The 12,517-nt window shown below is 58.1% G+C and carries 15 protein-coding genes and 1 pseudogene; 10 read left to right on the forward strand and 6 right to left on the reverse strand.

The genetic code is table 11. The features are described 5' to 3' along the window. Positions 1 to 159: pseudogene (locus ACVWXZ_RS06090) on the forward strand (RNA-guided endonuclease TnpB family protein); the annotation flags it as partial. A 1-nt stretch (position 160) separates the two neighbouring features. On the opposite strand, the gene ACVWXZ_RS06095 reads toward ACVWXZ_RS06090, so the two are convergent. Continuing rightward, complete coding sequence (locus tag ACVWXZ_RS06095) at positions 161 to 343, reverse strand: DUF3285 domain-containing protein (protein ID WP_414409480.1); 183 nt, start codon at positions 341 to 343, stop codon at positions 161 to 163. Between the two features lie 168 nt (positions 344 to 511). On the opposite strand from ACVWXZ_RS06095, the gene ACVWXZ_RS06100 reads away from it, so the two are divergent. Beyond that, complete coding sequence (locus ACVWXZ_RS06100) at positions 512 to 1,162, forward strand: ABC transporter ATP-binding protein (protein ID WP_011433492.1); 651 nt, start codon at positions 512 to 514, stop codon at positions 1,160 to 1,162. Here the strand turns inward: ACVWXZ_RS06100 and ACVWXZ_RS06105 are convergent. Then, the gene (locus ACVWXZ_RS06105; RefSeq protein WP_457406516.1) at positions 1,153 to 2,286 is read right to left on the reverse strand and encodes a murein hydrolase activator EnvC family protein; all 1,134 of its coding nucleotides are present in this window, start codon (positions 2,284 to 2,286) and stop codon (positions 1,153 to 1,155) included. The two genes, ACVWXZ_RS06100 and ACVWXZ_RS06105, sit on opposite strands and share 10 nt — an antisense overlap. Positions 2,287 to 2,963: 677 nt before the next feature. Between ACVWXZ_RS06105 and eda the strand changes: the two genes are divergently transcribed. The 3 genes from eda to ACVWXZ_RS06120 all read left to right on the forward strand — a co-directional run bounded on the left by eda (position 2,964) and on the right by ACVWXZ_RS06120 (position 4,735). Continuing rightward, positions 2,964 to 3,677: a bifunctional 4-hydroxy-2-oxoglutarate aldolase/2-dehydro-3-deoxy-phosphogluconate aldolase gene (gene eda / locus ACVWXZ_RS06110; RefSeq protein WP_457482286.1), complete on the forward strand. Its 714-nt coding sequence runs from the start codon at positions 2,964 to 2,966 to the stop codon at positions 3,675 to 3,677. 25 nt (positions 3,678 to 3,702) lie between these two features. Then, a complete protein-coding gene (ybeY, locus tag ACVWXZ_RS06115) occupies positions 3,703 to 4,194 on the forward strand; it encodes an rRNA maturation RNase YbeY (protein ID WP_011433495.1) in 492 nt (163 codons plus the stop codon). Positions 4,195 to 4,309: 115 nt separating this feature from the next. Beyond that, a complete protein-coding gene (locus ACVWXZ_RS06120; RefSeq protein WP_011433496.1) occupies positions 4,310 to 4,735 on the forward strand; it encodes a diacylglycerol kinase family protein in 426 nt (141 codons plus the stop codon). A 24-nt stretch (positions 4,736 to 4,759) separates the two neighbouring features. Here ACVWXZ_RS06120 and thrB read toward each other — a convergent pair whose 3' ends face one another. Beyond that, positions 4,760 to 5,686 carry a homoserine kinase gene (gene thrB, locus ACVWXZ_RS06125; protein ID WP_011433497.1) on the reverse strand — a complete coding sequence of 309 codons (927 nt, stop codon included), beginning with the start codon at positions 5,684 to 5,686 and terminating at the stop codon, positions 4,760 to 4,762. A 315-nt stretch (positions 5,687 to 6,001) separates the two neighbouring features. Here thrB and ACVWXZ_RS06130 point away from each other — a divergent pair, with 315 nt between their 5' ends. Together ACVWXZ_RS06130 and ACVWXZ_RS06135 are read left to right on the forward strand one after the other, a co-directional pair. Beyond that, a complete protein-coding gene (locus tag ACVWXZ_RS06130) occupies positions 6,002 to 7,237 on the forward strand; it encodes an anion transporter (protein WP_457403546.1) in 1,236 nt (411 codons plus the stop codon). Between the two features lie 84 nt (positions 7,238 to 7,321). After that, positions 7,322 to 8,050 (forward strand): SDR family oxidoreductase, encoded by a 729-nt coding sequence (locus ACVWXZ_RS06135; RefSeq protein WP_457403544.1) that lies wholly within the window; start codon positions 7,322 to 7,324, stop codon positions 8,048 to 8,050. A 97-nt stretch (positions 8,051 to 8,147) separates the two neighbouring features. Here the strand turns inward: ACVWXZ_RS06135 and ACVWXZ_RS06140 are convergent, their stop codons facing one another. Genes ACVWXZ_RS06140 through ACVWXZ_RS06150 form a run of 3 tightly spaced genes read right to left on the reverse strand, consistent with a single transcriptional unit; the run spans position 8,148 to position 9,087 of the window. Next, on the reverse strand, positions 8,148 to 8,327 hold the full coding sequence (locus ACVWXZ_RS06140) for a hypothetical protein (protein ID WP_457482287.1): 180 nt from the start codon (positions 8,325 to 8,327) through the stop codon (positions 8,148 to 8,150). Positions 8,328 to 8,351: 24 nt separating this feature from the next. Beyond that, positions 8,352 to 8,642 (reverse strand): hypothetical protein, encoded by a 291-nt coding sequence (locus tag ACVWXZ_RS06145; RefSeq protein ID WP_148202743.1) that lies wholly within the window; start codon positions 8,640 to 8,642, stop codon positions 8,352 to 8,354. Beyond that, positions 8,596 to 9,087: a hypothetical protein gene (locus ACVWXZ_RS06150; protein ID WP_457388023.1), complete on the reverse strand. Its 492-nt coding sequence runs from the start codon at positions 9,085 to 9,087 to the stop codon at positions 8,596 to 8,598. The genes ACVWXZ_RS06145 and ACVWXZ_RS06150 overlap by 47 nt, the downstream gene beginning before the upstream one ends. A gap of 321 nt (positions 9,088 to 9,408) precedes the next feature. On the opposite strand from ACVWXZ_RS06150, the gene ACVWXZ_RS06155 reads away from it, so the two are divergent. The 3 genes from ACVWXZ_RS06155 (at position 9,409) to ACVWXZ_RS06165 (ending at position 12,470) form a co-directional block, all read left to right on the forward strand. Then, complete coding sequence (locus ACVWXZ_RS06155; RefSeq protein ID WP_414341728.1) at positions 9,409 to 10,545, forward strand: citrate synthase; 1,137 nt, start codon at positions 9,409 to 9,411, stop codon at positions 10,543 to 10,545. A 67-nt stretch (positions 10,546 to 10,612) separates the two neighbouring features. Next, positions 10,613 to 11,680 carry a permease gene (locus ACVWXZ_RS06160; protein WP_414341727.1) on the forward strand — a complete coding sequence of 356 codons (1,068 nt, stop codon included), beginning with the start codon at positions 10,613 to 10,615 and terminating at the stop codon, positions 11,678 to 11,680. A 355-nt stretch (positions 11,681 to 12,035) separates the two neighbouring features. Continuing rightward, positions 12,036 to 12,470, forward strand: coding sequence for a DUF29 domain-containing protein (locus ACVWXZ_RS06165; RefSeq protein WP_457403542.1), 435 nt, complete (start codon positions 12,036 to 12,038; stop codon positions 12,468 to 12,470). Positions 12,471 to 12,517 lie beyond the last annotated feature (47 nt).

The following is a 12,517-nucleotide window of genomic DNA, read 5'->3' on the forward strand; positions in this document are numbered from 1 at the left end:
GCGGACTGGAATGGGGCCAACATGATTGCCAAACTTGGGGCTGTCGTAAACCAGCCTAGAGGTCCGTGGTTGGCTTGCCAACTGCAGGGCTACCGTTCGCGCCAGCGGGCCGGAGGCCTTAAGCCCGCCCTGTACTGCGAAGTAGTCAGGGTCGGGTAGTTTACTGAAACAGGTAGGCCAGCCCCACCAGCAGGGCCACCAACCCCACCGCTGTCAGGGTGAAGTGAAGCAGGGAAGTCTTGCCTTTGCGCACCATGTTGCGCATGGCCAGGCGGGTGTAACTCAGCTGGGGGGGGGATCCCGCCCCAACCGAAGGAGAATCTGCAGAAGAAGGCTGCGCCATCAGGATAACCAGAGCGATAATTTACCCTACCTTCAGGCTAGCTTAATCTGCTCCTCCGGATAGAGGTGTTTCCCAAGCTTCGACCTTCCCGCTGAAGAAGGGCCATAGCTGTCGCGCGGGGATCTTCCGGTGCCAAAATAACGACAGCATCCCCCTCTTTTGCCCCCCATGTTGCAAGTTCAGCATCTTTCCTACCATCCGGCAGGCGTTTCCCAGCCCATTCTCAACGATCTTTCCTTTGAGTTGGGCCTGAACCAGTTGGGGCTGATCGTGGGCAAAAGTGGGGCGGGCAAGAGCACCCTGCTGGAGATTTTGGCTGGCTTGGCGCGGCCCACCCAAGGACGGATTACCTGGGGAGGGGCAGAACTTTCCCCCAACCGCTTGCGCAGCATGGCGGGGTTGGTGTTTCAGTTTCCAGAGCGCCACTTTTGCGGCTTGACGGTGCTGGAGGAAATGCGCTTTGGTTATCCAGAGCTACAGAGAAAAGAGATCGAAAACGCCCTCAGACAGGTGGGATTGGAAGGGATCCCTCTACATACCTCCCCAAACCGCCTCAGCGGCGGGCAACAGCGGCGCTTGGCCCTGGCCGTCCAGTTGATCCGTGGCCCGTTTTTGCTGTTGCTGGATGAGCCGACGGCAGGATTGGATTGGTCGGTGCGACGGCAGTTGATCGAGCTGTTGGCTCGGCTAAAGTCCACCTGGACGGTGTTGGTGGTTTCCCACGACCCGGAGGAGCTGTCCTCCATTGCCGATGTGCGGTGGACATTGCAGGCGGGATCCCTGAAGCTGTTGCCGACGGAGGCTTTGCTTCACAGGTAGCGGCGGGGATCCACCGGTTGGCCATTGACGCGCACTTCAAAGTGAACATGGGGCCCGGTGGAGAGGCCGGTGGAGCCGGAAGCAGCAATTGCTTGCCCCCGCTGTACCTGCTGGCCTACCCCAACGGCAACGCGGCTGTTGTGGGCGTACAGGGTGGTGATGCCGCCGCCGTGATTCACAATCACCGTGTAGCCATAGCCGCCGTACCAGCCGGCGTAGATGACGGTGCCCCGGTCGGAGGCTCTCACCGCAGTGCCGGTGGGCACACCAAAATCGATCCCCGCATGAAAGCGGCGACTGCGGTAGATGGGGTGAACCCGCCAGCCAAAGCCACTGGTGATCGGCCCGCGCACCGGAGCGATGAATCGGCCCGTCCCTTGAACGGGATCCCTGCCCCCCTGCTGTTGGGCCTGCTGGGCGATCAGTTGCTGGATGAGGAGAGTCAACTGTTGGGAATCGGCTTCCAGCCGCCGTTGGGCTGCTTCATAGGCCGCGCGTTCGTTGGCCAAGCGTCCCACCAGTTGCTCTTGGGCGGCAGCCTGCTGCTGCAGTTGATTCTTCTGGGCGGCCAGCTCCTGCAAAATCAAGGAAATCTCGTTGCGCTGCATCTCCAGGGCAATGCGCTGTTGATCCACCTCTTTGGCCATTGCTTGCAGCTCTTGGATTAACTGCCGATCCGCCTCGATCAACAGTTGCAGTTGGTGGCGGCGGTCGAAAAACTCGTTCAAGTCACGGCTGGTGAGCAGCAAAGCCCACCAATGTTCGGCCCCCTGTCGCTGCATGTAGCGCAAACGGGCCGCCGTGCCCTGTTGCTGCCGTCTCAGGCGGTCTTCCAGCTCCTGTAGCTCCTTTTGAGCTTGCTCCAGGGCTTTCTGGGCTTGTTCCAGACGATACTGATTGTCGCGAAGGCTGGATTCGGTCTGTCGAATGTTTTGCTGCAGGGATCCCATGCGGCGGCGGGCTTCTTCTTCTGCTTGGCGCAGTTCTCCCAAGCGGCGCTGAGTGCTCTGGATTTGTTGCTGGATCTGCTGCTGCCGCTGTTGCAATTGGTTGACATTCTGCGCCTGAGACGGGGCAACCCCCCCCAGTCCCCCCAACAGCAAGAGGGTGAGCAATCCAAGCATCACCCACACTTTCAGTCTGCGTGCCCCACGACTCAGACTCGTCACTCCTCACACCCTCTGCGACTGACCCATCGACCCTAAGGATACAAAGATCCCCACGGATCTGAATCGGGCCTGAGCTGGCTATTTAGGGCTACTCCGAACAGCAACAGAAGAGCCAGACAGTAGCGACTCCACCTCCGGATCCCACAGGCCTGACGGCATGCAACTCAAGCGGCAGCAACCTCAACGGACTAGAAAAACTAGGAAATGACGATAAACTGGCCGCTCACCTGCTGGCAAACCTCACGCTTAGAAGGCCAACCAAAAAGTTGCCTCATACAGACGGGATACCTTGCGGCACCTTTGGTTTGAGGAATCTTCCTCCTCTTCTCTGCTGAGTTCAGCACCGGTTAGGGAGACAACAAGGCCAGAGCAGGAACCAGCAACGCCGTGAAAAGCTGGGAAAAGCAAACACTCCGGCAAAGGCCACGAACGCGCAAACAGTTGCCCCTATAAAACACCGGCTTTGCTTGTTCCTGAGTCATCTGCTAGGCTTTCCCTTGAAAGAAAAGACGTTTAGGCTTTATGGTTTGTCATTATTTCATTGGCAGGCTGACTTTTTCGTTTTTGGATTGCAATTAAACTTAAGCTAAACCCAAGCAACTGCAAAACACTGAGCGGGTATTTTCCTACAGATGGCATTCGAGGATGCTGAGTGCAGTTTCAGAAAAGGGTTACAGCACCCCTGGTTACTCCATCTGTGGCAGCAGCCGCTGATTGCCGTGATCCGCCTCTGGGCCAGCCCAGCCCAAGCTCTCGAGGGATCCATGCTGGCCATCCGGGCCGGGATCCGCCACATTGAAATCACCACGCAAGTTCCCCAATATCTGGAGCTGATTGCCCAACTGCGACAAGACCACCCGCAGTGTTGGATAGGGGTGGGCACTGTTCTCGATCGGCAGGTGGCGGAGCAGGCTTGGCAGGCAGGAGCCCAGTTTTGCGTTTGCCCCTTCACCGATGAGCAAGTTATCCGCTGGGGTCGGGAGGTGGGGCTGCCCATCGTGCCCGGTGCCCTCACCCCCAGCGAGATCTGGAGGGCGTGGCAGGCGGGGGCAACGGCAGTAAAGGTGTTTCCGGTGGAGAGCATGGGGGGATCCCGCTACCTGCGCCATCTACAATCGGTGCTGGGATCCCTGCCGTTGATCCCCACCGGGGGAGTCACCTTGGCCAAGGCAGCGGAATACCTGCAAGCAGGGGCCTGGGCGGTCGGCGTTGCCGGAGATCTGTTCCCGCCAGAGGATTTGCATTCGGGCTGCCATGAGCTGGAGAATCGACTACGACAGGCGCTGAAACAGCTGGCAGAGCAAAGAAGCAAAACCTGGCCCAATCTGGGCAAACCAGTAGAATAAGGGGCGTGGTGTGAGTGAGGCCCGCATGGATGGATTTTTAGATCTCTATCTGCAATTCAACATCCCCAGCCCGATTGAAGAAGCCACTTGGCGTCATTGGTTCGAGATCTGGCTGAAAGAGCTGGGAGTACAGGAGCCATGCGAGCTCAGCCTTTGCCTCACTTCCGATGAACACATCCGCCAGCTCAACCGCGAGTTTCGCCATCTCGACGAGCCCACCGATGTGTTGGCCTTTGCCGCACAGGAGATGCTTGCCCCCTTTGGGATCCAAGACATAACGGGGGTACGCCTGCTGGGGGATATTGTGATTTCGGTGCCCACCGCCCGCGCACAGGCCAAGGCGCAGGGGCATCGTCTTTCGCAAGAGTTGGCCTGGTTGGCCAGCCACGGGTTGCTCCATCTGCTGGGGTGGGATCACCCGGATGAACTGTCCCTGCAGCGCATGTTGCAGCAACAGCGACAGTTGCTTGCCGCCATCCAACTGGATGGGGAGGTGGCCCATGGCCAACAGCCCTAGTCGGTTGCCGGAGCGTTCTCGCCTGGCGGTGTTCCGGCGGCGCGTCCATTCCGGGCCCACCGGTGTAGACCCAGCGCCTATCTCTGAGGCCGATCCCGCAGCAACTGCCGAGCCTTTGGGAAGGGATCCCTGGCGACGCCCCCCCTCTTGGCAAGTGGCCGACAACTTGGGCAAAAGTTTCTACTACGCGGGCAAGGGCTTGGTCTATGCCATCCGCACCCAGCGCAACTTGCGCATCCACATGGCGGTGGCGGTGATAGCCTTTGGCCTTGGGCTGGGCCTGCGGCTGAGCGCTGTGGAAATGGCCCTGATCAGCCTGACCAGCGGTTTGGTGATGGCGCTGGAGCTGGTGAATACCGCTCTGGAAGCAGTGGTGGATCTCACCCTGGGCAGCAAGTACCATCTCCTGGCCGAGATCGCCAAAGATTGCGCGGCGGCAGCGGTGTTGATGGCGGCAGTGGCGTCCTTGATGGTGGCGGCTTGGCTATTTCTTCCGCCCTTGGTGTTGCTGCTGCAAGATGGCTTCCCGGCAGCAGGGTAGCTCCCCGATTGGACAGGAAGTTTCCTATCCAGACGGCTGGGAGTGGATCACCACCCGTCCTCCCTGCCGGTCCAGGTTGAGCAGTTTGGCCTCCGCTTCAATATCCAACTGCGCCCAAGCGCTGACCATCGCGGATCCCACCCGTTCCCGATTCTCGGGAGCACAGAGGGCCAGAAGAGTGGGGCCGGCTCCGCTGATCACCACTCCATAGGCTCCGGCAGCCATGGCTGCAGCTTGAACCGTTTTGAACCCGGTGATCAGCTCCATACGCGCCGGCTGGTGCAGCCGATCCTGCAGGGCCACCTTCAGCCAGTCCACCCGCCCCGACTGCAGGCTGCGGATGAGTAGGCCCAGATGGCTGCTGGAAAAAACTGCATCCGCCAAGCTGACGGATTTGGGCAGGATCTCGCGGGCCGCTTGGGTGGAAAGCTTAAAGTTGGGCACTACGGCCAGGATGCCAATGCTCTCATGCCACTCCACGGGACAAAACACCCATTGCCCCTGCTGTCCCTGCACACAAAGCTGACAACTGCCCTGCAGGGCGGGCACCACATTGTCTGGGTGGCCCTCCAAGGCAATAGCCAGTTGTAGAAGGGTTTCGGGAGCTAAGTTGAGTGCTCCAATGGCATTGGCCCCCAGCAAGCCGCCGACAATGGCGGTGGCAGAACTGCCCAACCCCCGCGCCAGGGGCACGTTGAGGGTAATTTCGATTTCTACCCCCGGCACAGGCTTACTCAGCAACTCAAAGGCGCGGCAAAAAGCCCGGTACACCAGGTTGTCCTTGCTTTGGCTGATGTGGTCGCTGCCGCGGTAGTGGATGCTGAGGCCAGAAGGGATCTCGCGAAAATAGAAGTGATTGTAGAGCTCTAGGGCTGCACCGATGCAGTCGAACCCTGGCCCCAAGTTGGCGGTGGTGGCCGGGACGATCACCTCTACGCGTTCTTTGACCAAGGGGACAACTCCTCAGTGAACGGTGGGTAACTCAATGTTTGCGGGTTAGTGCCTGCGGGCTCCCATTATCCTACGAACGATGGCCAGACCTTGGATATTCTCGCCACCTCTGCTCGGTCTGCAGCTCGCCGAGGCAAACGCGCTGATCCAGCGGAGCTTTTGGACTATCCCGAAAGGTTTCTGACCATGATTGGTTCTTGTGACTTATTTGTGACTTCATTGAGTATCGGGAATGTTGGGCCTGTTTCAACTCCAGCCTTTGCCATTGGCTGAACCCATCAGGGATCCTGAAAGAAGTGCGGGAGGGATCGGGGGGTGCAGGGGCTGTCTTGGTTGGTGTTGGGTTTGAGCTATGTCGGGTTGGGACTGGGATCCCTGCCTAGGTTGCGTATGAACCGGGCCACCATCGCCCTGGTGGGATCCGCCCTGTTGATTGGCTTGGGGACCTTGTCGCTACGGCAGGCTTGGGAAGCCATTGACCCGACCACGATTGTGTTTCTCCTGAGCATGATGGTGGTAAATGCCAGCTTGTCCTATGGGGGGGCTTTTCAGTTGGCTTTGCTGGGCTTGATTCGGGTGAGCCGCAGCCCCTTTGGTCTGTTGATCATGCTGGTGTTCGGCAGCGGGCTGCTCTCGGCTTTCCTGCTCAACGACACGCTGGCGCTGGTATTCACCCCCCTAACTTTGCAAGTCACAACGGTGTTGGGGTTAAACCCGATCCCCTACCTGCTGGGCTTGGCGGCAGCCACCAACCTGGGATCCGTCGCCACCCTGAGCGGCAACCCGCAGAATATCCTGATCGGCTCCTTCTCTGGGATCGGCTACCTGGAGTTTGCTGCCCAGATGACCCCCATTGCCGTGGTGGGGCTGCTGCTGGAAGTGGGGTTGCTGTGGCTGTACTACCCTGAGGTGCGCTCGTTGAAACCCTTTGCTCGGGTGCCTTGGCTGCCGCTGCGGCTCTACCCGCCCCTGTTGCGCAAGAGCGTGGTGATTACGGGGGGGCTGTTTGTGGCCTTTGTAGCCGGACTTCCCTTGGCAGAATCGGCCTTGGTGGCGGCAGCCCTGTTGTTGATTACCCGCAGGCTGAAGCCGGAGCGATTTTTGGGGCAGGTGGACTGGAATCTGCTGGTGATGTTTTCCGGGCTATTTATCCTGACGCGGGCAACGGGAGAGCTGGTAACTGTTTGGGGGATGAGCTTGGGATCCTTGGCAGAGAGTCTGGCGGGATCCCCTCTTGCCCTGCTGAGTAGTGTGGCCGTTTTATCCAACCTCATCTCCAATGTGCCGGCGGTGCTGTTGCTGCAATCGTTCCTGCCCCGACAGGAGACCACCGCTTGGCTGTTGCTGGCTGCTGGCTCCACTTTGGCAGGCAATTTGACACTATTTGGGGCGGTGGCCAATTTGATCACAGTCGAGGCAGCGGCCAAAAAAGGCTATGTGCTTTCGTTTGGGGAACATCTGCGCTTTGGCCTGCCCCTCACTCTCCTAACCCTGGGGTTCAGTGGGTTGTGGCTGTGCCAGCCCTTTCTGTCTTCCCCATCGCTCAGATGACCTCTGTCGAGGGATCCAGTGGGGCTGTGACTGGCTTGTCGGGATCCCTGTGTATGATGGGAAAAAGAGTTTAAGAAACGTAACGTGTCTTCTCCGCTATCGCAGGCAGTTATTTTGATCACAGGGGCAACAGGGGGTATCGGCAGCGTCCTGGTGCCCATGCTGGCTCAGGCCGGATCCCATCTGGTGTTGGCCGCTCGGCGAGAAGAGCCCCTGCGAGCTCTGGTGGAGAAATCAGCCTCTTTGGGGGCTGCCTCTGGATTGGGGATCCCCACTGATGTGACGGACTATGCCCAGGTAGAGGCACTGGTCAACCAAACGGTGCAAAAGCATGGGCGCATTGACGTGTTGATCAACCTGGCCGGGGCCGGGATCCTGAAACCTGCTCCGCAACTAACCCCCGCAGACCTAGAGCGGATGATAGCGGTCAACCTGAAGGGCAGCTTCTACACCAGCCAACTGGCTGCCAACCCCATGCGGGAGCAAAAATCCGGCCACATCCTCAATTTCCCCGGCGTCCTTGGACGTCATCCCATGGCGATGGCCTCTGCTTACTGTGCGGCCAAGTTTGGGGTGGTCGGGTTTAGCAAGTGCATGGCCGATGAGCTGAAGCGCTTTGGGGTCAGATTTACGCTGTTTTACTTCGGGGGCATCGACTCACCCTTCTGGGATCCCATCAGCCTGAAGGTGCAACGAGACAAGATGCTCAGCCCTGCCACGGCTGCGGAAGCCATCTGCTTTGCCCTTACAGCGCCCGCTGGTGCTGTACCGAGCGAGATAGTGTTGCAGCCGGAAAGCCACCAATTCCTTTGACCAAGTGTTTTGCCGTCCTTTTGCTGGGGTTGAGGCGGCAGCAGCTTGTCTTTTGGTGAAACAAGCGCTCGAGTTTCTCTCTTGGGCTCCCCCCGTCTCAATCTTGCTCTCTGCAGCCCAAAGCGCCAGCAGGGATCCTCATTTCTTGGCGGCAACGTTGGATCAGATCTCCCGACACCCCCACCAACCGTCCTAGCCATTCGTCCGGCACAGAAGCAAGCAACGCCGGCCCAAACTGCTGACGCTCCAAAAAAGTGGCAGGGGCCTGCAGATACACTTGGCCAAAAGGACTCCGTCCCGCTTACGCGATCGGCAAAACCGCTCGGCAATCGCGATCGATGGCCAGGCCAACGGCTGCACCAAACTCCAGCAGCTCGACAATATGAGCTTTCTCCAGCAACAGCCCATGGGATCCCATTCCCTTAACCAGCCAAACCTGACCGCTGCGTACCTGCTCCAGAAGGGTAGAGGGATCCCGAAGCCTAGCCCAGAGTGGCGGTTCAACCTGCTTTCCAGGGCACGTCTGACCCGTACAGCCCAGTGAGTCAGAGCCGTTGATGGGTGTGGGGGTGCTGTTTGATGTTGTCGGCATCCTTCACCTCCACAACCGCGTTGAGGATCCGTCGGGGCTCAACGCTGTGATTGAGCTTAAACACCCCCCGCTCTGGAGTGCAGGTTTGGTGCAGGGGGATATGGCGAAACTGGGGCTTGTTGCGATAGGTGCGGGCCGCTGCCTGCACCCGTTCCACGAAGTCTTCTCCCAACAACACCCCTGGCGGGAAAACATCGGCAGGCAAAGTTGGGATCCCGTTGTTCACGATCTCGGCGTAGGTTGTGGCGTAGAGGAGAACATAGGAAGTGCTGCGGCGTTCTTGGGCTAGGCAGTCCAAATCGGCAGCAGGCACCGGCTCGGCCACCAAAACCTCTACCAGGCGACCTTCCTGATCCTGCTGGAAGCAAGTGGCCACTCCCAGCACCACGTACTCCAGTCCTTGCACTGGGCTGGAGCCAAGGTGAGTTTGAGCAGTATCCGACATCGATGCCGATCTCCAAGCGGGGGAGCGAACTTTCACGGCTCCGGCAGGCGCCAAGATCCCTCAAGCCGGGCGCAGTTCTCACCATAGCAACAATTTTTGCGTCGGGCAGCGGGAGCTGTTGCAAGATAGAAGGCGGATCCCAGCCTAGCTCTCTGTGAAGGATGACAGGGGCAGCATTTGGCTACAGGGATCCAAAATTTGCTTTACTGTAGCGAAGCGGGGTCAGTACTGCCCGAGGGGAGCAAGGGGTTGGGTTCCAGGCACCTTTGGCAACCCTTGATTCATCATTATCTAGGAAATACTTGCTCTAAGGATCCGACCATGGCGGATGGCGAATACAGACCAGGCTTGGAAGGCGTTCCGGCCACACGCTCCAACATTAGTTTTGTGGATGGCCAGGCGGGGATCCTGGAATATCGGGGCATCCCCATCGAGGAATTGACCGCCCACAGTACCTTTCTGGAGACAGCCTACTTGCTGATCTTTGGCAAGCTGCCGACCCAATCGGAGCTGGACAACTTTGATCAGGCAATCCGCAGTCATCGACGGGTGAAATACCGCATCCGCGACATGATCAAGTCGTTTCCAGAGTCGGGCAACCCGATGGATGCTCTGCAAACCTGTGTGGCGGGCTTGGGGCTGTTTTACCCGCTGCGGGAGATGGATCCCGACTATGTGTTCGGCACCGTCACCCGGTTGCTCTCAAAGCTGCCGACCATGGTGGCCATGTTCCACCAGATGCGACAGGGCAACGATCCCATTCCCCCGGACGATAGTCTGGATCACGCTTCCAACTTTCTGTACATGCTCTCGGGCAAGAAGCCGGATCCCTGGTTGGCCCGCATTTTTGACATCTGCCTGATCCTGCACGCCGAGCACACGGTCAATGCCTCTACGTTTGCCCTTCTGGTGAGCGCTTCCACGCTGGCTAACCCCTACAGCAGCCTGGCCACGGCGGTGGGTACCCTTTCGGGGCTGTTGCACGGGGGGGCCAACCAACAGGTGATGATGCTGCTGCGGCAAATTGGCTCGGTGGAAAATGTGCGCTCGTTTATCGAGGAGAAACTGGCCAAAAAACAGCGCATCATGGGCATGGGGCACCGAGTCTACAAGGTGAAGGATCCGCGGGCCACCATCCTGCAGCGGCTGGCTGAGGAGCTGTTTGAGCGCTACGGCCACGACAAGTACTACGACATCGCCCTGGAAGTGGAACGGGTGTGTGAGGAGTTGCTGGGGCCGAAGGGGATCTACCCGAATGTGGACTTCTACTCAGGGTTGGTCTACGCCAAGTTGGGGATCCCAGAAGATTTGTTTACACCGGTGTTTGCCATTGCCCGAGCGGCGGGTTGGCTGGCCCATTGGCGGGAGCAGTTGTCCGATAATCGGCTTTTCCGACCCACCCAGGTGTACACAGGCGAACGCCAGCAACGCTACATCCCCATAGAAGAGCGGGGTTGAGAGCCGTTTGACAGGGCGCTGGGCCGAGATCCAAACTCAGTAAGGCCCAAGTCGTGCGTGAGGCGGTGTGTTGAGCCTTTTAGACTCTCCCCTTTGGCGAGACGGGTTCACCCTGTTTCTGAGCCTTGTGGTGCAGGCCATGCCATTTCTGCTGCTGGGGGTGTTTCTATCGGGGCTGCTGGCGGTGTTTGTCGAGGGATCCCAGTTGGCCCGTTTCCTGCCCAAAGGCAAAATCGGCAGCGCGGTGGCCGGTGGCGCTTTAGGATTCTTTTTCCCGGTGTGCGAGTGCGGCAACCTGCCGGTGGCCCGTCAACTGGTGATCAAAGGGATCCCACCCCACGTGGCGGTGGCCTTTCTGTTGGCGGCGCCGGTGTTTAACCCGGTGGTGATCTTTTCCACTTGGATTGCCTTTCGCTCCATGCCGGAGCTGGTGATCTACCGAGTTCTCTTTTCCTTCGGCATTGCGGTTGTCGTCGGCTTGATCTTCAGCCTGCAAAAGGATTTCCAGCCTCTGTTGCAGCCGTCAGTCTGGCGGGAGCTGCAGCGCAATTGCTCCCAAGAAGCTGATCCGAAGAACATCTCCCGCTCGCCGTTGTTGCAGGGGGGCACCTTCTGGATTGGATCCCAGAGCCCTGCTCAAGGGGCCTCTGGCGGATCCCTGGCCACTTTACAAACGGCTGAAGACGTATATCGCTCTGCTCTGGCCGCTGCGCCTTCTCCCTCCAGGGGACAAAAAGGAGTTCTCCTGCTGCAGACCTGGGCCAGGGAGATCCGCGAATTGGGATCCGTGCTCATCTTGGGCTCGGCGATGGCGGCCCTGATTCAAACGGTGATCCCGCGTTCGTTTGTGCTGGATTATGGCCAAGATGCATTGCTCTCAATCCTGATCATGATGGCCCTGGCCGGGATCATCTCCATCTGCTCGACGGTGGATGCCTTTTTCGCCCTCTCCTTTGCCGCCACCTTCACGCCGGGATCCCTGTTGGCTTTTATGGTGTTTGGGCCGATAGTAGACTTGAAAGCCATAGGCTTGATGCTCACTCTGTTCAAGCCCCGCGCCATTTTCTACTTCGTGATCTTGGTCTTTCAGCTTACTCTGGTGGGAGCTTTAGCCATCAACTACTATGGCAGTTAAAGCATTTGTTTGAACCTTTCTCCACAGGGACGCCCTCTCCATCCACTCTCCGTCAAATATTCGTCAAATATAGTTGCTTCAGTTTAGGGTAAGACGCCTGGGCTCCTGATCGCGCCAGCGGGACGGAGTCCTTGAAAAGCCTTCCGGCTCGGTGCACTTTAAGTGTGGGTGCAGTGTCCTGCTTTAAATCGAAATGACTATAGAAAGAGTTGCCTGGATAAGGTTTGTCACCAGAGGACTCTGCTCCCAGACGGTTGAGAACTCAGGTGTTACAGGTTTTATTGTAGTAAACTCAAGAAGGACGTAGTCTGGATTTCATAATTATCGCGACCCTATTTTTCAGCAGGACAAAGCTATGAGCAATCTATACTCGACAGACTTTAACTTGTGGATTGACCGAACAACCCGGCTATTGCGGGAAAGGCGCTGGCATGAAATTGACATAGCACACTTAATTGAAGAGGTTGAGAATTTGGGTAAGAGCGAACGACGAGGGATTGCCAGTCAATTAACTCGCCTTCTGCTGCATCTACTCAAGTGGCAGTATCAACCTCAGCGCCGTTCAGATAGCTGGCTAGATTCCATTACAGATGCGCGAACCCAAATCGGATTGGCCATAGAAGATAGCCCTAGCCTAAAAGGTTATCTGGTAGAGCAACTTGAAGAGAGTTATCAACGGGCGCGCCGCCAAGCAGCCAGGCAAACGGGGATAGAAATCTCGACATTTCCAGATGTCTGCCCCTACTCCCCAGAGTTGGTGCTTGCAGAGGACTGGCTGCCGGAAGTTTGACAGTCCACACCACAAAGCATTTAACGGTGGACAGCATTCCCACAGTA

Source organism: Thermostichus sp. MS-CIW-38 (assembly GCF_054058415.1).

Bases quoted from the DNA above. Each gene is read 5' to 3' on its own strand.
- ACVWXZ_RS06155 (WP_414341728.1), top strand. From the start codon at position 9,409: ATGGCGGATGGCGAATACAGACCAGGCTTGGAAGGCGTTCCGGCCACA.
- ACVWXZ_RS06150 (WP_457388023.1), bottom strand. From the start codon at position 9,087: ATGTCGGATACTGCTCAAACTCACCTTGGCTCCAGCCCAGTGCAAGGA.
- ybeY (WP_011433495.1), top strand. From the start codon at position 3,703: ATGGATGGATTTTTAGATCTCTATCTGCAATTCAACATCCCCAGCCCG.
- ACVWXZ_RS06165 (WP_457403542.1), top strand. From the start codon at position 12,036: ATGAGCAATCTATACTCGACAGACTTTAACTTGTGGATTGACCGAACA.
- ACVWXZ_RS06095 (WP_414409480.1), bottom strand. From the start codon at position 343: ATGGCGCAGCCTTCTTCTGCAGATTCTCCTTCGGTTGGGGCGGGATCC.
- ACVWXZ_RS06145 (WP_148202743.1), bottom strand. From the start codon at position 8,642: ATGCCGACAACATCAAACAGCACCCCCACACCCATCAACGGCTCTGAC.
- ACVWXZ_RS06105 (WP_457406516.1), bottom strand. From the start codon at position 2,286: ATGCTTGGATTGCTCACCCTCTTGCTGTTGGGGGGACTGGGGGGGGTT.
- ACVWXZ_RS06100 (WP_011433492.1), top strand. From the start codon at position 512: ATGTTGCAAGTTCAGCATCTTTCCTACCATCCGGCAGGCGTTTCCCAG.
- eda (WP_457482286.1), top strand. From the start codon at position 2,964: ATGGCATTCGAGGATGCTGAGTGCAGTTTCAGAAAAGGGTTACAGCAC.